General features: G+C 57.7%; 17 protein-coding genes. 7 read left to right on the top strand and 10 right to left on the bottom strand.

Translation table 11 applies throughout. The features are described from left to right. Positions 1-8: 8 nt before the first annotated feature. Both JOE09_RS20630 and JOE09_RS20625 read right to left on the bottom strand, forming a co-directional pair. Complete coding sequence (locus tag JOE09_RS20630) at positions 9-1,604, bottom strand: ABC transporter substrate-binding protein (RefSeq protein WP_420830687.1); 1,596 nt, start codon at positions 1,602-1,604, stop codon at positions 9-11. A 52-nt stretch (positions 1,605-1,656) separates the two neighbouring features. Further along, positions 1,657-2,217 carry a GNAT family N-acetyltransferase gene (locus JOE09_RS20625; RefSeq protein WP_205067090.1) on the bottom strand — a complete coding sequence of 187 codons (561 nt, stop codon included), beginning with the start codon at positions 2,215-2,217 and terminating at the stop codon, positions 1,657-1,659. A gap of 377 nt (positions 2,218-2,594) precedes the next feature. Between JOE09_RS20625 and JOE09_RS20620 the strand changes: the two genes are divergently transcribed. Beyond that, positions 2,595-4,229 carry a Na+/H+ antiporter gene (locus JOE09_RS20620; RefSeq protein ID WP_205067089.1) on the top strand — a complete coding sequence of 545 codons (1,635 nt, stop codon included), beginning with the start codon at positions 2,595-2,597 and terminating at the stop codon, positions 4,227-4,229. A gap of 123 nt (positions 4,230-4,352) precedes the next feature. On the opposite strand, the gene JOE09_RS20615 is transcribed toward JOE09_RS20620, so the two are convergent. Beyond that, on the bottom strand, positions 4,353-5,744 hold the full coding sequence (locus tag JOE09_RS20615) for an aminotransferase-like domain-containing protein (RefSeq protein ID WP_205067088.1): 1,392 nt from the start codon (positions 5,742-5,744) through the stop codon (positions 4,353-4,355). 144 nt (positions 5,745-5,888) lie between these two features. Between JOE09_RS20615 and JOE09_RS20610 the strand changes: the two genes are divergently transcribed. Then, positions 5,889-6,749, top strand: coding sequence for a DMT family transporter (locus JOE09_RS20610; RefSeq protein ID WP_205067087.1), 861 nt, complete (start codon positions 5,889-5,891; stop codon positions 6,747-6,749). Here JOE09_RS20610 and JOE09_RS20605 read toward each other — a convergent pair. Together JOE09_RS20605 and JOE09_RS20600 are read right to left on the bottom strand one after the other, a co-directional pair. Next, positions 6,746-7,954, bottom strand: coding sequence for an MFS transporter (locus JOE09_RS20605; protein WP_205067086.1), 1,209 nt, complete (start codon positions 7,952-7,954; stop codon positions 6,746-6,748). The genes JOE09_RS20610 and JOE09_RS20605 overlap by 4 nt on opposite strands. A gap of 48 nt (positions 7,955-8,002) precedes the next feature. Continuing rightward, complete coding sequence (locus JOE09_RS20600) at positions 8,003-9,196, bottom strand: MFS transporter (protein ID WP_205067085.1); 1,194 nt, start codon at positions 9,194-9,196, stop codon at positions 8,003-8,005. A 133-nt stretch (positions 9,197-9,329) separates the two neighbouring features. Here JOE09_RS20600 and JOE09_RS20595 point away from each other — a divergent pair, with 133 nt between their 5' ends. Further along, positions 9,330-9,923 (top strand): TetR/AcrR family transcriptional regulator, encoded by a 594-nt coding sequence (locus tag JOE09_RS20595; protein WP_205067149.1) that lies wholly within the window; start codon positions 9,330-9,332, stop codon positions 9,921-9,923. A 56-nt stretch (positions 9,924-9,979) separates the two neighbouring features. Here the strand turns inward: JOE09_RS20595 and nadS are convergent, their stop codons facing one another. Next, entirely contained in the window at positions 9,980-10,264 is a 285-nt protein-coding gene (gene nadS, locus JOE09_RS20590; RefSeq protein WP_205067084.1) for a NadS family protein, read from the bottom strand. After that, positions 10,251-10,598 carry a type II toxin-antitoxin system RelE/ParE family toxin gene (locus JOE09_RS20585; protein ID WP_205067083.1) on the bottom strand — a complete coding sequence of 116 codons (348 nt, stop codon included), beginning with the start codon at positions 10,596-10,598 and terminating at the stop codon, positions 10,251-10,253. The genes nadS and JOE09_RS20585 overlap by 14 nt, the downstream gene beginning before the upstream one ends. A 201-nt stretch (positions 10,599-10,799) precedes the next feature. Here JOE09_RS20585 and zigA point away from each other — a divergent pair, with 201 nt between their 5' ends. Further along, the gene (gene zigA / locus JOE09_RS20580; RefSeq protein WP_205067082.1) at positions 10,800-12,020 is read left to right on the top strand and encodes a zinc metallochaperone GTPase ZigA; all 1,221 of its coding nucleotides are present in this window, start codon (positions 10,800-10,802) and stop codon (positions 12,018-12,020) included. 129 nt (positions 12,021-12,149) lie between these two features. Here the strand turns inward: zigA and JOE09_RS20575 are convergent, their stop codons facing one another. Beyond that, positions 12,150-12,557 carry an Exc2 family lipoprotein gene (locus tag JOE09_RS20575; RefSeq protein WP_205067081.1) on the bottom strand — a complete coding sequence of 136 codons (408 nt, stop codon included), beginning with the start codon at positions 12,555-12,557 and terminating at the stop codon, positions 12,150-12,152. A 176-nt stretch (positions 12,558-12,733) separates the two neighbouring features. Between JOE09_RS20575 and JOE09_RS20570 the strand changes: the two genes are divergently transcribed. Further along, positions 12,734-13,465 carry an HPP family protein gene (locus JOE09_RS20570; RefSeq protein WP_205067080.1) on the top strand — a complete coding sequence of 244 codons (732 nt, stop codon included), beginning with the start codon at positions 12,734-12,736 and terminating at the stop codon, positions 13,463-13,465. 57 nt (positions 13,466-13,522) lie between these two features. Here JOE09_RS20570 and JOE09_RS26345 read toward each other — a convergent pair whose 3' ends face one another. Further along, positions 13,523-13,651, bottom strand: coding sequence for a hypothetical protein (locus tag JOE09_RS26345; RefSeq protein WP_275584441.1), 129 nt, complete (start codon positions 13,649-13,651; stop codon positions 13,523-13,525). Between the two features lie 6 nt (positions 13,652-13,657). Continuing rightward, the gene (locus JOE09_RS20565) at positions 13,658-14,791 is read right to left on the bottom strand and encodes an MFS transporter (protein ID WP_205067079.1); all 1,134 of its coding nucleotides are present in this window, start codon (positions 14,789-14,791) and stop codon (positions 13,658-13,660) included. Positions 14,792-14,993: 202 nt separating this feature from the next. Here JOE09_RS20565 and JOE09_RS20560 point away from each other — a divergent pair, with 202 nt between their 5' ends. Next, entirely contained in the window at positions 14,994-16,664 is a 1,671-nt protein-coding gene (locus tag JOE09_RS20560; protein WP_205067078.1) for a glycerol-3-phosphate dehydrogenase/oxidase, read from the top strand. 5 nt (positions 16,665-16,669) lie between these two features. Then, positions 16,670-18,169, top strand: a complete 1,500-nt coding sequence (locus JOE09_RS20555; protein WP_205067077.1) for an FGGY-family carbohydrate kinase — start codon at positions 16,670-16,672, stop codon at positions 18,167-18,169. Positions 18,170-18,179: the final 10 nt, after the last annotated feature.

The following is an 18,179-nucleotide window of genomic DNA, read 5'->3' as shown; positions in this document are numbered from 1 at the left end:
CTCACCTGTTAATGTTCGCTCAGCCAGACGCTATAGGCGTTTTCCGGCATCTGTTTAAATGGACGGAAGCCAATACCGTGGACGTAGCTGGCGGCGGCAATCTGATCTTCCGGCTCGTACAGCGGGATCGCCACGGCCCGGTCGATAATCGCCAGCTGCTGTAACTGCGCGTAGAAGCCACGGCGAGCCGGAACATCAGCGGTCGCGGAAGCGCCTTTCAGCAGCGGCAGGATCGCCGGATCGGACGTGCGGCTGTAGTTGATAGCACCGCCTGCATTCACCGGCAGATAGTGGTTTTCAATGTCAATGCCGTCGGTTTCGGTATTCGAGTTGGCGATGGAACCAAACTGGCCGCTGTTGCGCAGTTCCGTATACGTGCCGGAGTCCACGTAGCGCAGCTTCAGCTCCACGCCCAGACGCTGGCGGGCCTGCGCCTGAATGGCCTGGAGCAGCACATCGCGCTGATCGCGCACCGTCGCCTGCGCCTGAATGATTTCAATACTCAGGCGCTGGCCGTCCTTAGTGCGGAAACCGTCGGCATCACGCGTGTTCCAGCCCGCTTCATCCAGCAGTTTATTGCCCAGCTCCGGGTTATTACCGTATTTGCCCTCGACACCGTTGGTGTACAGCGGATCGACCGGGGAGGTAATGCCCCAGGCGCGGGTGCGTTCGCCGCGATAGATGGATTGCAGGATCGGCGCCACGTCCAGCCCCTGTAACAATGCCTGGCGCACTTTGAGTTCTTGCGTCGGGCCGTATTCCACGTTGAGGAACAGCGAGTACGGCGTACCGGTATTTAGCGCGTGCTGATAGGTGAAGTCCGGATTGTTTTTAAACTCACCGGCATCGTTACCGGAAACGCCTTCAATCGCATCAACCTGGCCGGAGAGCAGCGCTCCCACGCGCACTGAGGATTCCGGCAGGAAGCGATAGGTCACGCCATCCAGATACGCCGGTCCCTGATGGGCGGCGTTGGCCGGTGCCCAGTTGTATTCCGGGTTCTTCACAAAGACAATCTGCTGGCCTTTTTCATAACGCTGCAGGATAAACGGCCCGGTTCCGGCCACGGAAGCGCCGCCCGCTTTCAGATCCGGCGACTGCCAGGATTTCGGTGAAATCAGTTTCAGACCGGCGGCAAAGGCGAGGAACGGTGAGTAACCCGCCTTGAGATTCAGTACCACGGTACGTTCATCCGGGGTCTCGATGCTGTCAATATGGCGGCTTAACGCGCAAAGACTGGAACCCGCGCAGTAGGACGGGTCCTGGATATGGCGGAAGTTTTCTGCCACCGCTTCAGCATTCAATTTAGCCCCGTCGGAGAATTTTACATCCGGGCGCAGGGTGAAAATAATGCGCTTGCCGTCCTGCTCCACGCGGTAACTTTCCGCGAGCCACGGAACGAAGCTGCCGTCGGCATTACGTGCCAGCAGTGATTCATAGGCTACGCGCAGGATCAGCTCGGCTTTTGACTGACCATTCAGTTGAGGATTTAACGGTTTAGGTTCGGTTTCAACCCCCCACGTCAGGGTGCCGCCCGCGCGGGGTTCAGCGGCGGCAAATGCCGATGAGACGGATAAAGCCAACAGCGATACCGTAGCCATCATGGCCACTTTATTATTTAAGCGCATAGTTTTCCCAGAAAGGTAATAAAGACGACTAAGCAGTCAGTGAGTTTTCAATAAAATCGTGTACGTACTCTTTAATTTTCGCCTGCTGATAGCGCTGCTGATCGAGCACGCGGGTTAAATAAACCAGCTCTACGCCCAGCGGATTGACCGCACGATGAAACGGCTGATAGCCACGGCGTAAATAGAGCTGCGACAGCCACGGATGTTTAATTGCCGTCGCCAGGTAAACCGCCGGGGATTTCAGCGTATCGCGCAGGAAGCTTTCCTCAACGTAACGGATAATCCGGCTGCCGAAGCCCTGGCCTTTGAACTCCGGATCGACGGCAAACCAGTGCAGGAAGGGCCACGGAGATATCTGCCTGCTGTCGGCAGCCCAGGGAAAGCGGACGGTCAGCGTGGCAACCAGACGCCCCTCATTTTCCAGCACGAAGGTTGATTCGCTGGCGATCACCGCGCGAACATCTTCCACGCTGGAGCGGGTAATGGTGAAATGAATACCCTGGGGAATAAGCGGCGCGTAGGCGCGCTGCAATAATCCGTGGAGTAATTCTGCCTCTTCCGCTTTTGCTAAACGAATACGTTCAGTCATGAGTTCCACCGCCAGACAATTAAGTTATTACGATTATTAACAGCGCGGGGGGAAACTGTGAAAGATAAATATCTGATAACGATGCGCAGTTAAAATCTTAATAGGTTGACTATCGCATCTGATGTTAAAAATCACCGCCTTCAAAAGTGGGGGTATTTTGACCACGTGAGCAGCGCTCGCACGGCGCGCCATGAATGCATCATTTTCGCATCGGATATTTCCTGTATCATCCCTCCGGGCTGATAGCCAAAATGACGCTTCATTCAATGACGAGAGAACCGTTGTTCCGTGAATATCAGTCATTTTTTGTTGTTTATTTCAACCAGGGAGATGGTCTGTATGCGTGACGCCATTTTTACTAAAAGGGGAGGCTACGAATGTCACTGATCACCATTGTATTAGTTTTTATGATGGCCATTGTTGTTACTGTGTTTATCTCTCACCTGCTTTCCGCCAAAATCCCGCTGCCGCTGATCCAGATTGCGGCCGGTGCGGCGCTGGCAGCCAGCGGTTTTCAGGTCGATTTTGATCCCCACATTTTTCTGCTGCTGTTTATTCCTCCTCTGCTGTTTCTTGACGGCTGGCGCATCCCGAAGGATGCCTTTTTCAGCGATTTAAAACCTATTCTGTCGCTGGCCATCGGGCTGGTGCTGTTTACTATTATCGGTATCGGTTTGTTTATTCACTGGCTGATCCCGGCAATTACCGTAGCGGCCGGGTTTGCGCTGGCGGCGATTCTGTCACCGACGGACCCGGTCGCCGTATCGGCGATGACCGCCAGCTCGCCGCTGCCCTCCCGAATGGGGCATATCCTTGAGGGCGAATCGCTGCTCAATGATGCTTCGGGACTGGTGGCGTTTAACTTTGCCGTCGCCGCCGTACTGACCGGCAGTTTTTCAGCCAGCGATGCCGTTACGCGTTTTGCCGTGATGGCCATCGGCGGCATCCTCAGTGGGCTGGTGGTGGTCTGGGCCACCGGCAAGTGCAATAACTTCCTGATCAAACGCACCCGTGAAGAACCGGCAATACAGATCCTGATCAGTATTCTCATCCCGTTTGCCGCCTACATTCTGGCTGAAAGCTTCCACGTGTCGGGCATTCTGGCCGCGGTTGCCGCCGGGATTGCCATGCACTACGAGCAGCTCTCCGGTCCGCGTCTGCCTGCCACACGCATGAAAAGCAGCGCGGTATGGAACATGTTACAGACCATTCTGAACGGGATGATCTTCCTGATGCTCGGTGAGCAGCTTCCCCGCATGTTGCAAACGCTGCCGGACGTTGCCAGCCAGGCGGGCGTCTCCTCCCCCTGGTATCTGCTGCTGTATGCGGTAGTGATTACCCTGGCGCTGGGTGCCATGCGCTTCTGCTGGGTATGGCTGTCCATTACGCTGACGGTGTTTCGCCAGAAGCGTAAGGGCAAAGTGGTCACCAGCCGCCCACAGTTCAGCGCGATGGCGGTGATGGCGCTGGCCGGGGTGAAAGGTTCAATTACCCTTGCCGGTATCCTGACGCTGCCGGTGGTGCTCACCGATGGCTCACCGTTCCCGGGACGGGATCTGCTGATTTTCCTTTCCATGTCGGTGATCCTCCTGTCGCTAATCGTTGCGGCAATCGGCCTGCCGATCATGACTTCTTACCTGGCCGATGACTTACCGCATGATTCAGGCAAGGGGGCAATAGGCGCGGCGCTGACCGAAGCGGCGATTGCCCGCCTGAACGAACTGCTCAGCCAGCCCGTTGACGATCCGGAAGAAGAAGCGATGCGGGCAGATGCCGGAAACCTGCTGCTGGAAACCTACCAGCGTCGCCTGCACTATAACGACAGCGACGATCGAAACGATGTGGGCCAGGAGCTGAAAATGCGTGCACGGATTGAGAAAGAGATGCAGCGCGAGGCGATCGTGGCCCAGCGCGCCGAGCTGTTCCGGCTCAAGCGTGCACGGAACATCACCGACACAACCTTCCAGCAGGCGCTGAGGGCGATTGATTTGAAGGAAGAAAGCCTGCATTAACCGGTTAAGCGTCAGTGCTGGCGGTATCTCATTCGTGAAGTCAATGAGACCGCCAGCTGAACACGCGGCCCGGCGAGGCAGTGTTAAACATCAGCATGCATTATTTACTGCCCGACAGGGGTGCTAGCCCCCTGCCGGGCACGCAGCCATGACCTCCTTCAGCACGCTATACACGCGCTCATCGCTCAGATGCGCGACGTTAAAACGTAAAAATTCCCCCGCCGACTGCGACACGCTGAAGACATTACCCGGTGCCAGCACCACGTTGTGCAGTCGGCAGCGGCGGGCAATTTCCGTTGAATCTAATCCCGCAGGCAGACGACACCACAGATAAAACCCACCGCGCGGCACCAGCCACGGCGTTATGCCGAGCGCGGCCAGACGCTCGACCGCGTCTTTACGCGCTTTTGACAGCCTGCGGACAACCTCATCAAGATGTTTACGGTAGCTCCCGCCGGAAAGCACAGCAGCCAGCAGTTGAGTGGTCATCGGGCTTGGGCCACCGAAGCTGGTGGCAATTTGCAGATCGGTCAGCCCCTCGATCCATTCAGGACGACAGGCGATATAGCCACAGCGAACCGAAGCCGAAAGCGTTTTGGAAAAACTGCCCATGCGAATCACCCGCTCCAGGCCGTCGGGGATCGCCAGCCGTGATGACAGTTCAGGTTCAAACTCGGCGAAGATATCATCTTCAACGATAATCAGATCGTGCTCGCGGGCCGCGTTAAGCAAGCGCCAGGCCGTTTGCGGGGAGAGACTCGCGCCTGTCGGGTTATGTAACGCCGAGTTGGTGATATACAGCCTGGGGCGTGACTGGCTGAGAACCGACTCAAATACGGCCACGTCAGGGCCGGTCGGCGTAAAGGGAACGCCCACGATAGTGACCTGATGTGCACGGAGCAGGGCCTGAAAATTGAAATAGCAGGGATCGTCGACCAGAACCGTGTCACCGGGCCGCAGCAGGAAGCGACAGATTAAATCCAGCGCCTGGGTTCCGGAGCCGGTCAGCATAATCTGCTCCAAGGGCATCGTCAGCCCTTCGCTGGCAAAGCGCGCCAGCAGCAGACGCCGCAGCGCCGTCGCACCGCGTGTCGTACCGTAATCACATAGCAGGCTGGCATCCGAACGGGCCAGTTGCCGCATGGCTTTCCGCAAGGCCTCCACTGGCATCCAGTCGGCAGGAAGCCAGCCACAGCCGGGTTTCAGCACATCGCGATCGGCATCCAGCGCCTGGCGAGACACCCAGAACGGATCAACGTCGCGCTGATAATCGACACTCTTTTCTACCAGATTCAGCGGCGGCTGATGCGACCCGGTCACAAAGAATCCGGCCCCCCGGCGTGCACGGATCATTCCCGTCGCCGCCAGTCGTTCATAGGCTTCAACGACGGTCGACGGCGATACCTGCATCTTAGTGGCATAGCCGCGCACTGACGGCAGACGTTCTCCTGCGGAGAGTGCGCCGCCGATAATCTGGCTGCGAATGTCGGCTATCAGCATTTCAGTACGGGTCATCGCAGTTTTCCTCGCGGCAATCACAGCTGTATGGTCAATTTTATCCATACAGTTTGGTAAAATTGTACTGCATTGTATCTTCGAAACATTCCTGACGTTGCCTATTATCGTTGAAAATGTGAGGCAAAACAGAAACGAGGAACTATGGAACGGACAACGGCAGGATGGTGGAGTGGGCTGGCAGGCGTAATGATTTTCAGCGGTTCGCTCCCGGCCACACGCGTGGCGGTAAATGATTTTTCGCCCCTGTTCCTGACATCGGCGAGGGCCACCATTGCCGCGCTGCTAGGCGGGGCACTGCTGTTGCTGCTACGCCAGCGCTGCCCGGCGCGCTCGGATATCCTGCCGCTGCTTATTGTCGCTTTTGGCGTGGTGGTAGGGTTCCCCCTGCTGACCGCGCTGGCCCTGCGCCATATCAGCGCCGGCCACTCCGTGGTGTTTATCGGGCTGCTGCCGCTCTCCACGGCACTGTTTGGCGTACTGCGCGGCGGAGAACGCCCCCGGAGGGCTTTCTGGCTGTTTTCACTGCTCGGTGCCGCCATCGTGGCCGGATTCGCTATCGCCAACGGGCAGGGCGGATCGCTAAGCGGCGACCTGCTGATGATCGCTTCGGTCATCGTCTGCGGTCTGGGCTATGCGGAAGGCGCGGGTTTATCGCGTCGGCTGGGGGGCTGGCAGGTGATCAGCTGGGCACTGCTGCTCTCTCTGCCGCTGATGGCGATTATCGCGCTGTTCAGCCTGCCGCACAGCTTGAGCGCCGTCAGCCAGCCAGGCTGGTTAAGCCTGGGCTACGTTTCGCTGTTCAGTATGCTGATTGGCTTTCTGTTCTGGTATCGCGGCCTGGCGCTTGGCGGCATTGCTGGCGTCAGTCAGCTTCAGCTGTTGCAGCCGTTTTTTGGCCTGCTGCTGGCCGCCGTGTTGCTCCATGAATCCATCGCCTGGAGCATGGTTGCCTGCGCCACGGCGGTGATCCTTTGTGTGTTTGGGGCAAAGCGTTATAGCTAGAGCTTCAGAGTGACAGGGGGGTTTCTCCGCTCGTGAAGCAACAGGTAAAGTGACAGCAGCGCCGCAGCCGTCAGTATCGCGGCTGTCACCCAGAGGTTGGGCACCAGACCAAACCGGTCGACGATCTGCCCACCGAACCAGGAACCGCCCGCAATACCGATGTTAAACACCCCAACATACAGCGACGTGGCGATTTCGATTGCTCGCGGCGCGGCTTTCATCATCCAGCTCATCAAACCAACCGATACTCCGCCGTAGGCCAGGCCCCAGAGTATCAGCGCGGCTCCGCTACCGGTGTGATAGTGTCCGATGCTCAAAAAAAGCAGCGGAGTGAACATTAAGCCCAGCGAAATTGCTAACAGGGTCAATGCGGGGCGCCTTGTGGTGACGATCCCGGTCAGGAAGTTCCCCACCACGCCGGTGATACCATAAACAAGCAGCAGAATACCGATCCACTTCACCTCAAACAGCGCCATATCCAGCAGCAGCGGGCGAACAAAGGTAAAAGCCATAAAATGCCCGGCCACCAGCAGCAGAGTCAGTACCAGACCGGCCCGTACCCGGGGGTTTTGCAGCAGTTGTACAAACTGGCGGAACGAAACGGAATGCGTTACCGGCAACGCCGGAATAAAGATCCAGTGCAGGGTCAGAACTAAAACACTAAACAGCGCCATGCCGCCAAATGCCCAACGCCATCCGACATAATCCCCGATGAATGCGCCAAGCGGAACGCCAAGCACAGAGGCTGCGGCCACACCGCCGAACACAATGGCCGTTGCCAGGCCGACGGATTGTGCGGTAACCAGACGCGAAGATAATCCCCCGGCAATCGCCCAGATCCCTCCCATACAAAATCCCACCAGGGTACGTGCAGCCAGCAGCGAAATGATACCGGACGCCAGCGCCGATGCGATATTGGCAATCGCCAACAGCAGCAATAGCCAGCGTAAAATAATGCGTCTGTCTGTTCCACCGGATGCAATAACGACAAACGGTGCAAACAGGGCGGCAAGCAGAGCGGGCAGTGAAATAGCCATCCCGGCTTTTCCGTTAGAGGTGTTTAAGGATTCTGCCATTGTCGTCAGCAGCCCCACGGGCAGCATTTCTGTGGTAACCACGGCAAACGTTGCCAGGCCAACGCAAATCACCGCCATCCATAAACTGTTTTCCGGGGCTGCCGCAGAGGTATTTAGTTCAGCGCTCATTTTTTTCCTTATTAAAATCAGTCGATTTCGTCGTTAACCCGATCGTAATTATTCACCGGTGACGGCAGGCTCCGGGCGGCGGAAGCCATAAAAAACGACGGTGAGAATCACCCCTGCGGCACCCACCGCTACGCTAAACCCTTGTGAAGGCGTGCCATGATTGAGTACCTGTCCCGCCACTGCCGCGCCGAGTGCGACGCCGATATTCAACCCGGCAAGCAGCCAGGCCATCCCTTCGGTTACACGATGTTCGGGTACGGTTCGCTCAACCAGTGACATCGCGACGATCATCGTTGGGGCGAAAAACAGACCGGAGAGCAGAACCGCCGCGGTCAGGGAAAGGATGCTACCTGCCATTATCAGCGGCAGAGTGGCTAAAGCGGTCCCCAGCCCCCCGAACACCAGCTGTTGATTCAGGGTGGCCCGCAGCTTGAGCGTGCCAAACAGCAGCCCGGCAAAACACGATCCCAACGCATACGCAGACAGAACCAGGCTGGCCAGTGCGGGCTGCCCCTGTTCGGTGGCAAAAGCCACGCTGACGATATCGATGGTGCCAACGATAACGCCCATCGCCATCATTAAAATGGCCAGTAAGCGCACCGTCGGGAGATGGATAAGAGCCTGGCTGCCGCCGTTGATATCCGGTGAGATTCGCGGCGGCTCGGTTACTCGCTGGGCAAGCAGCGCGGCTATGCCGACGATCAGCAGCAACATAGCCACAAGCAAAGCGGCCTGGGGCTGCACAATCACTCCCAGCGCCACCGCCAGCGGCGGGCCCGCGATAAAAGAGAGTTCATCCAGTACCGTTTCCAGTGAATAGGCCGTCTGAAGCAGAGGTCGCCCACGATAGAGAGCCGTCCAGCGGGTGCGGATCATCGCCGAGACCGCAGGCATAAATCCGGTGAGCATTGCGCCAGCGAACATCAGCCATGCCGTATCCTGCCACAGGCTGCTCACTGAGAGCGTTAAAAAACCCAGCGAACTGACTGCCGTGGCAGCAGGCAGCACCCGGCGCTGGCCGTAACGGTCCGCCAGACGGGAAATCTGCGGTGAAATCAACGCATAGGTCAAAACAAAAGTTGCAGATACGGCCCCGGCAAGTGCGTAGCTGCCACCGGACCGCGATAGCATGACGATGATACCAATACCCGTCATCGGCAGCGGAAGCCTTGCTAGTATTCCGGCGAGGGTAAAAGCCCGTGTGCCCGGTGCAGCAAATAACTCACGATAAGTGGCGATCATTTCCTTCTCCATAATGCATCCGCTTGCCACGAAAAACGGCTGCAGACATAATACATACGTGGCGTATGAAAAATCATATATTCATACGCCACGTATGTAAACAATCAAAACTCGTTAGCTGAAGGAGAGGATGATGGTGCGACGTACGCGCGCAGAGATGGAAGAAACCCGTGCTGCGCTGATATCAGCGGCGCGAAAGGTTTTTAGCGAGGTCGGCTATGCTGATACGGTGATGGACGATCTGACCGGACAGGCGGGGCTGACCCGGGGGGCGCTTTATCATCATTTCGGCGATAAAAAGGGACTGCTCGCGGCGGTGGTTGAGCAGATCGATGCAGAAATGGACGCGCGGCTGGAGACGATTTCCAGCACGGCAGAAGACGGCTGGCAGGGGTTCACCCATCGGTGCAATGCCTATCTGACCATGGCGCTGGAGCCGGAGTATCAGCGTATTGTCCTGCGCGATGCCCGTTCCGTGCTGGGTGGGCCGTCTCAGGAATCACAGCGCCACTGCGTTGACGCCATGCAGCGGTTGATTGGCCAACTGATTGCTCAGGGCGTGATAGCCGAAGCGAATCCGCAGGCGCTGGCCTCGCTGATTTACGGCAGCCTGGCCGAAGCCGCATTCTGGATCGCGGAAGGAGAAGATAGTGGCGCCCGCCTGGCGCAGAGTACCGAAGCGCTGGCGCTGCTGCTGCGGGGTTTACTGGCTAAACGTGCCCGCTAATGCGGGCTGTAACAACGATAAAGAATGACAGATGTGGAGCAGGGGAACATGCCCGGCTAATGTGCAGCCAGCTCATCAAAAAAGGCGGGATTTGCCTGAATAGCAGCTAAAACCTTTGCTGCCAGCCCGGTTGGGTTCCGTCGTTTAGACTCCCAGCTTTTAATGGTTTCAACGCTGGTCCCTAATGCTTTCGCCATTTCAGCCTGAGTAACGTTAAGCTGTGCTCTGATTGTACGAACATCTGCAATATCGTATCGGGTAACGGCAGATGGTGCTTTGTTACCTTTTTTTATTTCTACGGCCTCTTCCAGAGAGGTTTTCAGTTCTTCAAAAAAATTCATTTTTTACCTCATCTTTCAGTATTCTGGTCAGCTTTTTCAACTCGGCTTTTTCGGTATCATTCAAACTGTCTTTAACATTTTTTGGGTAAGCCATGACCAGATAAATGACGTCGACTGTGGCAATAAAATAGATAACCCGTACAGAACCACTTTTCCCCTGGCCGGCTGTTGCCATCCTTATTTTTCTCAGCCCGCCGGTTTGTTTAATCAAATCGCCTTTATCAGGTGATCCGATAAGCTCTTTCTGTAACTCCTTGAGTTCATCATCAGTGGCTATCAGTTTTATTTGCCGGGTAAATAGAGAAGTTTCAATAAACGCGATTCCACAACTCATTGTATGACTCTCCTTGTCACGAGCATATTATACACGTGGAGTACAATGTACACCACGCAGTCCAGACAAATCCCTTCATCGGGCATTTTTCGATAAACAGATGACAACCTCAATTGTAATGTTATAACATAACAATTACCCCATAAGGGATACGGTTTAACGCCCGTTCATCTCCGCGTTAACGCACCTGAGGATGTCACTATGTCACAACAACGCATCAACACCGATCGTGATGGTCGCCTGCCGGTTACCGTGCTTTCCGGCTTTCTGGGCGCGGGTAAAACCACGCTGCTCAACCATATTCTCAATAACCGCGAAGGCAGACGCGTCGCGGTTATCGTCAACGATATGTCCGAAGTCAATATCGATGCCGCACTGGTCCGTGATGGCGGAGCCGATCTCTCCCGTACCGATGAGAAACTGGTCGAGATGAGCAACGGCTGTATCTGCTGCACGCTGCGTGAAGACCTGCTGCTGGAGGTCAACCGCCTGGCGCGGGAAAACCGCTTCGACCAGCTGGTGATTGAATCCACCGGCATCTCCGAACCGCTGCCGGTGGCGGAAACCTTTACCTTTGAAGACGACAGCGGCGAAAGCCTGTCGGCGGTGGCACGGCTGGATACCATGGTGACGGTGGTCGATGGTTTTAACTTCCTGCGCGACTATCAATCACGCGACAGCATTGAATCCCGCGGCGAGTCGCTCGGCGAGTTTGACGAACGCTCGGTAGTCGATCTGCTGATTGAACAGATTGAATTCTGTGACGTGCTGATTATCAACAAAACCGATCTGATCAGCGAAAAGCAGCGCGAACAGCTTACCGGTATCCTGCGCAGCCTCAATCCCCGCGCACGTATTGAAATCGCCCGTTTCGGCCAGGTGCCGCTGGATAAAGTATTGAATACCGGCCTGTTTGACTTTGCCGAAGCGTCGCAGGCTCCCGGCTGGATGCAGGAGCTGCGCGGCACCCACGTGCCGGAGACGGAAGAGTACGGGATCAGCAATTTTGTCTGGCGCGCGCGCAGACCGTTCCACCCGCAGCGCTTTTGGGAATTTTTCAGCGGCGAACTGCCGGGGGTTGTGCGCTCCAAAGGCTATTTCTGGCTGGCAAGCAGGCCGGAATTTGCCGGTAGCTGGTCACAGGCCGGTGGTGTGTCGCGCCAGGAGATGGCGGGCCGCTGGTGGGTTGGCGTACCGCGCGATCGCTGGCCGCAGGATGAAGAATCCCTGCGCTGGATTATGCAGCACTGGCAGGATGGGGTGGGCGATGCACGACAGGAACTGGTGTTTATCGGCATGCAGATGGATGAAGGGGAACTGCGCCGCCAGCTGAATGCGGCGCTGCTGACCGACAGCGAACTGGCTGCCGGACCACGTAGCTGGGTTCATTTGCCCGATCCGCTGCCGCACTGGTTTAACTGACCTGCATCCGTCAGGGTAACGAGCCGCTGGCTAAAGGCGGCTCGTCGGGGCCAGATGAATCGCTGGGTCTGGCCCCGGCTTGCTCATTAACTATGATGCGAGCCGCAGAATCACTACGGTAGTTTCCGATCAGCGGCCGTCAAAACCGTCCAGATAGGTTCCCATCGCCTCATTAATAAACAGCGCCCGCTGCTTGTCGCTCAGCGAACTGGTATAGCTGCTGTTAATAAAGGTATGCTGGCTTTCCATCTTTTCTGAGGATTTTTCTTTTCTGAAGTTTTCCGCTTTCAGCAGCGCCTGTTCGCGCGTCATCCCCGCCTGACGATCCTTTACGCCGTCATCATAAAACGTTTTAAAAACAGGCTTCATTAACTGGATAGTGCCGGAAATCTGGGTGGTGTAATTGGGGTCAAAATCGTTTTTGGCTTTAAAAACATAACTTTTGGTGTGGGCGGTGACGCTATCCGTGGACTGACTGCAGGCGGCCAAAGAACCCACTAACATCAGCATAACTCCCTTCAGTACGTAACGACGCATTACAGCTCCTTGAAAAATAACACAGCGATTTTATAAAGATAAAAAATACCGTAGCCGAAAACCGGTCGGTTGAATATGAAAAACCTTACTTTTTTGCAGGTTGTCTGCGGGGCGTAATCGGAGGAGAATCGCCCGCTCATAATATAAGAATTTTCTATGGATTAGTCACCTGCGCTATGAATCAGTCCCCTCCAGATACCTTTATCGCTAAGGTCCGGATCTTCTTCGGTCGCCTGAAACCCCATCCGCTGGCGGTTGCCAGAAAGCAGATGGTTCTTGCCAGTATCGGTGCCGGTATCGGGCTGGCGATCACCAGCCTGTTCAGCCACTGGGTGCTGGGTGAGGTTAACCTATGGTTTGTCGCCCCGGTGGGGGCCTCGGCCGTTTTATTATTTGGCGTACCCAACAGCCCGCTGGCCCAGCCGTGGTCGATCGTTGGCGGTAACTTTGTCTCCGCGCTGACCGGGGTGACCGTCGGGATCTGGATTGATAATCCGGCGATTGCCTGCGGGGTAGCGGCGTGCCTGGCAATTGCACTGATGTTTAAGCTGCGCTGCCTGCATCCGCCCGGTGGAGCCGTGGCGCTGACCGCCGTGCTCGGCGGGCCGGGCATCCACAGCACGGGCTATGAGTTTGCGTTTACCCCGGTCCTGCTGAATTCGGTGTCGCTGGCGCTGCTGGCCATTCTGTTCAACAACCTTGCCGGGCGTCGCTATCCGCACCCGCTGGCCGCTGCGGAACCCGCGCCGCCGCCGGTTGACATCACCGTATCGATCACCCGTGACGACCTGCACGAGGCACTGCTGGCAGGCCAGCTGCTCGATATCGATGAAGGCGATCTGCAGGAAGTGCTGCTGCACGCCGAAAAGATCGCCGAACGTCGGCAGCTAAGCCGCCCCGCTGCGTGACAGAAAGGTATCCCCGCAGTCCGCGGGGATATCCGATCGGACCATCTGTCCGCCACTTTACTGCCAGGCGGGCATCTCACTGCGTACCCCTTCCGATAAACGGCAATACCCTTCTGGTTCACTTTCTAACGCGAAGCGTGAAACCACGGTAATCAGGCTATCGGCAGCAGAATTATCAACCATCACAAAATCTTATTTTCCGGTGACGGGCACTGCCGATGCCGCCCGGTTTTTCAGAATGCGCAGACCACACAGCGCAACAAACGCGCTGTAGCCTGCCAGCAGCCAGAACGGCGTCAGCGGCGGCAGATTTGCCATCACCTGTCCCACAATCAGCGGCCCGGCCACGCCTCCGGCCAGTGCGGCGGTCACGATAATTGAGCCGGTGCGCGGGTCGTTGCCCATTCGCGCCGAACCAAACACAAAGAAGTTCGGGAAGATGCTGCCGATAAAGAAGCCCGCCAGCGGATAGGTCAGCGTCGGGGCGATCCCGCTCCCGGCGCAGGCAAGCAGCACAGCGCCACCGACAAAGCCGCCGATCAGCATCGGCGCGGCCGGCAGACGATGGCCGACAAAGCTCAGCGCAATGCGCCCGCTGAGGAAAAAGACAAAGAACAGTGAAAGCGCGCTGGCCGCCGCCGTGTCGCTGAAATTCCCCGCCACCAGGATCACCGGGCCCAGTCCGATCAGGCAGGCCTCAATCGCCGTACCCGATGCACCTACCAGCAGCGTCGGCACCGAGAGCGTGAAACCGCTGTTGCCCTGAGCCGCTTCTTCTGCCGCGTGCGTTTTTGGAAAACGAAACGACAGCAGCAGCGGCAGGACCAGCCCGACAGCCAGAATGCCGAAGCACAGCTGCGGATTGCGCGCCAGCGCCACAAACACCAGCGGGGCGACAATGGCACCGCCGCCAAACAGGGCGTTGACCAGGCTGACCATCGACGGCCCCTTTTTGCCAAAGGCGTCAAGCAGGCGCGTATTCACCAGCGCCAGGCTGGCACCGTAACCGGCTCCAAACGCCAGCGATCCCAGCAGTGTCAGCGGCCAGTTCAGATGAAACGCCATCAGCGCCGCACCCACCACCAGCAGGGTAAAGGCCAGCGCCGTCCAGTCGCGCTTACCGGCGAAAAACAGTGCGATAACGCCAATTAATGCGCCGACCCACTGAGCAGTCACCACCATGCTGGCTGAAGCAATAGTCAGATCGAACATCTGGCGAAACTCCGGCAGCACCGGCCCCATCAGCGATTGCCCGGCCCCCATCAGTACAAAGGCAATGATGCTTCCGCTCAGCAGCAGCCCGTTATTTTTCACTCTATCCATCATTTCACTCCAAAGTTATGCAGGTTTTCGTTGTTTTTCAGTAGGTAAGAAGAAAAAAACCTGCGGCTGTCGGGTGGTGAAATCCCGCAGGCAGGTGTTTTTTCTTCACATTACTGTTACATCGATATTGACATTAGTCTATCGTTATTGACATATGTAATGCGTACGACGTGTTTAATAATCAAAGTTTCGTGAGGCAGATCGCATGTTGAGTTCTGAAAGTAGGGATCAATCGCAGACTGGCCGTCAGGAAGCCTGGGTAAAGCTGAAAGCGAACCCGGTGCCGGACGTGCTGGTGATTGGTGGGGGTGTCAATGGGGTGGGGTTGCTGCGGGATCTGTCCCTCAACGGCGTTTCGGCAACGCTGATCGACAGCGGGGATTTCTGCGCCGGGGCCAGCAGTGCGTCAAGCCGTATGGCTCACGGCGGACTGCGCTACCTGGAGAACCGCGAGTTCGATCTGGTACGGGAATCGGCGCGGGAGCGTAATATGCTGCTGCACGACGCATCCCATCTGGTGAAACCGCTGGAGGTGGTGGTGCCGGTACGTCACTGGGTGAAAGGGCTGCCGGGCACGGCGCTGCGCTTTTTTGGCTTTTCCCGCAGCCCCGGTCCACTCAGTTTCGTGGCGTTGAAAAGTGGCCTGTTGGCCTATGAACGTTTTGGGGCGATCCGCCGCGCGCTGCCGCATCATAAAGTGGTTCTCAGCGGCAGGAACTTTCCGCCAGGCTTGCCTAAAGCCGTGCGTTCGGTGATCAGCTATTACGACGGGCAAATCACCGGCCCGGAAGCGCTGGTATTTGAAATGCTGGAGGCCGCCAGCCGTATTGAGGGCGTAACCGCAGTGAATCACATCCGCTGGCAATACATGCAGGATGGACGTATTACCGTGACCGATCCGCTGAGCGGCGAGACGGCAGACTTGCGGCCCCGAGTCATTATTAATGCCGCAGGCTCGGCCATTGACCGGGTCAATTCGCAGCTGGGCATCGACGCAACCCGCGTCCGTGGCGTAAAGGGCGCGCATCTGGTGCTGCGTCATCCTCAGCTTCACGGACGTATGGGCGGTCGGTCATTCTATTTTGACGACGGGCGCGGACGGATGGTGGTCTGTATGCCGGTGCAGGACGTCACGCTGATCGGCACCACCGAGGTGGAAACCGACGATCCGCAGGACCGCCAGGTGGTGGATGATGAAGTGAACTATCTGCTGTCGTCACTGAATCACCTGTTTGACGATATCACCCTGACGCGGGAACACATTGTCGCGGTCACCAGCGGCATCCGCCCGTTGCAGGCGGGCAACGGCAGTGCCACACAGGCCGCCCGCGATCATGCTCTCTTTGAAGACCGCGCGGGCAGTACGCCGGTGATCTCGCTGGTCGGGGGAAAATGGACCACCTTCCGCTCGTTTGCCGAAATGGCGGCCAACAGCGTGCTCGATCTGCTGGGGCGGCAGCGAACGGCCAGTACCGCCGATCGCGCCTACCCGGGAGCGGGCGCGCTGGATGTGGTGCAGCTGGCGCAGGATAGCGGACTGACCACCCAGCGAACGAAAGAGCTTTATAGCCGCTACGGCACCGTGGCCCGCGAAGTCGCGGCGTTTTGTGGCCAGCAGGAGGATGCGCCGGTTGCCGATGCGCCGGGCTACTCGCGCCGCGAAATTATCTGGCTGACCCGCAACCGTATGACCCTTAATCTGGAGGATATGATCCTGCGCCGGACAAATATCGTCATGACCGGACGCCTTTCAACCTGCACGCTCGACAACATCGCTGACATTATGGCCGACACGCTGGGCCATGATGATTTATGGGCGCAAACGCAGTCACAGGGCTGCGCCGCCGATCCCCGCATTCTCTGGAATGGAAAATAATAATTATGTCTGCATCCTACTTACCTCTCGTTCTCGCCATCGATGCCGGTGGCACCGCCGTCAAAGTCGCGCTGTTTGACAGTACGGGGCGTCTGGTCAGCCACCGCAACGCCGAAGTGACCACCGAACACTACCCGGATGGCCGGGTAGAACGCGACGGTGATGCGTTCTGGCAGGCCACGCTCACCGCCATCCGCGACGTGCTGGAAGGCGATACCGCCGGACGGGTGGTTGCCGTTGGCTGTACCGGTTTCGGCAACGGCATCTTCCTCGTTGACCAGCACGGACAGCCCACCCGTCCCGGCATTGTCTCGGTGGATCATCGCGCCCAGCCGATCGCCGATCGCACCATTGCCGCAGGGCAGGACCGTGCGTTGAGTGATGAAAACGGCCACCGTCCGTGGGGCGGCCAGACACTGATCCAGCTGGCCGGGCTGGCGGAGAATGAACCGGCGGTGATGGCGAAAACCCGCTGGGGCCTGGCCTGCAAGGATTTCATTCGCTTCTGCCTGACACAGGAGGCGCTGACCGATCCGTCTGATGCCAGCGGCGGCGGACTGATGAATCTCGACAGGCAGGACTATTCCGTGGAGGCATTCGAACTGCTGGGCCATCGACCGCTGACGGAGAAGCTGCCGCCGGTGGTCAACAGCTCCGCCATCGGCGGGCGGATCACCGCCGGGATTGCCCAACTGACCGGGCTGCGCGAGGGCATTCCGGTCGCCGGTAGCATGATGGATGTGTCCTCCTGCGCACTGGGCGCGGGCGTTACTTCGCCGGACCGTATGGTGTTTATTGCCGGTACCTGGGCGATTAACGCCATCGAAGTGCCGCGCCCGATAAGCGAGAACTATCCGCTGCTGAATATGCTCTACCGCGACGGTGCAGCCAGACTGGTCGCCGAAGGCAGCCCGTCATCGGCCGCCAATTTAGGCTGGTATCTCAAACACGCACTGGGCAACCGGATCGGCGTGGACGAAGCGATGAATATCGCAGCAGGCTGCCCGGTTGACACCCAGCGCTGCTTCTTTATGCCGTATATCCACGGCCCCGATCCGTACCAGGGCAGCTTTATGCGCCTGCGCGCCACGGATAACGAGGCTTCGATGATTCGCGCCATCTGCGAAGGTGTGGCGTTTGAGCACCGCCGCCACGCCGAAGCGCTGCTGGTTCACACCGACGGTGCCTGGCCGGAAGCTATCCGTCTGACCGGCGGGGCGGCACGTTCACCGCTGTGGGCGCAGATCTTCGCCGATACCTGTAACCGTCCGGTTGAAGTGGTGGATACGCCAGAGGTCGGCGCGCTGGGCGCGGCGATCTGTGCCGCCGTGGCGGGCGGGATTTATCCCTCGCTGGAGCAGGCTACTGCCGCCATGAGCCGCATTCTGCGCCGCCATGAACCCGTTGCCGAAAATGTGGTGGTACTGCAGGCCCGCTACCGGGAATTCACGCGCCTCGACCAGGGAATCAAAGCGCTGCTTGACGTTCAACCTACCGATTACTGAGAAGGGAAAA

This window comes from Pantoea coffeiphila (assembly GCF_016909495.1).
In the GTDB taxonomy this organism is placed as follows: domain Bacteria; phylum Pseudomonadota; class Gammaproteobacteria; order Enterobacterales; family Enterobacteriaceae; genus Erwinia; species Erwinia coffeiphila.
This window is presented reverse-complemented; position numbering and strand designations above follow the sequence as displayed.

Excerpts from the sequence above, each read along its gene's own strand:
- JOE09_RS20595 (WP_205067149.1), top strand. The coding sequence starts at position 9,330 with ATGGTGCGACGTACGCGCGCAGAGATGGAAGAAACCCGTGCTGCGCTG.
- JOE09_RS20620 (WP_205067089.1), top strand. The coding sequence starts at position 2,595 with ATGTCACTGATCACCATTGTATTAGTTTTTATGATGGCCATTGTTGTT.
- JOE09_RS20630 (WP_420830687.1), bottom strand. The coding sequence starts at position 1,604 with ATGATGGCTACGGTATCGCTGTTGGCTTTATCCGTCTCATCGGCATTT.
- JOE09_RS20565 (WP_205067079.1), bottom strand. The coding sequence starts at position 14,791 with ATGATGGATAGAGTGAAAAATAACGGGCTGCTGCTGAGCGGAAGCATC.
- JOE09_RS20585 (WP_205067083.1), bottom strand. The coding sequence starts at position 10,598 with ATGAGTTGTGGAATCGCGTTTATTGAAACTTCTCTATTTACCCGGCAA.
- zigA (WP_205067082.1), top strand. The coding sequence starts at position 10,800 with ATGTCACAACAACGCATCAACACCGATCGTGATGGTCGCCTGCCGGTT.
- JOE09_RS20610 (WP_205067087.1), top strand. The coding sequence starts at position 5,889 with ATGGAACGGACAACGGCAGGATGGTGGAGTGGGCTGGCAGGCGTAATG.
- JOE09_RS20575 (WP_205067081.1), bottom strand. The coding sequence starts at position 12,557 with ATGCGTCGTTACGTACTGAAGGGAGTTATGCTGATGTTAGTGGGTTCT.
- JOE09_RS20555 (WP_205067077.1), top strand. The coding sequence starts at position 16,670 with ATGTCTGCATCCTACTTACCTCTCGTTCTCGCCATCGATGCCGGTGGC.
- JOE09_RS20600 (WP_205067085.1), bottom strand. The coding sequence starts at position 9,196 with ATGATCGCCACTTATCGTGAGTTATTTGCTGCACCGGGCACACGGGCT.
- JOE09_RS20615 (WP_205067088.1), bottom strand. The coding sequence starts at position 5,744 with ATGACCCGTACTGAAATGCTGATAGCCGACATTCGCAGCCAGATTATC.
- JOE09_RS20625 (WP_205067090.1), bottom strand. The coding sequence starts at position 2,217 with ATGACTGAACGTATTCGTTTAGCAAAAGCGGAAGAGGCAGAATTACTC.
- nadS (WP_205067084.1), bottom strand. The coding sequence starts at position 10,264 with ATGAATTTTTTTGAAGAACTGAAAACCTCTCTGGAAGAGGCCGTAGAA.
- JOE09_RS20570 (WP_205067080.1), top strand. The coding sequence starts at position 12,734 with ATGAATCAGTCCCCTCCAGATACCTTTATCGCTAAGGTCCGGATCTTC.
- JOE09_RS20605 (WP_205067086.1), bottom strand. The coding sequence starts at position 7,954 with ATGAGCGCTGAACTAAATACCTCTGCGGCAGCCCCGGAAAACAGTTTA.
- JOE09_RS20560 (WP_205067078.1), top strand. The coding sequence starts at position 14,994 with ATGTTGAGTTCTGAAAGTAGGGATCAATCGCAGACTGGCCGTCAGGAA.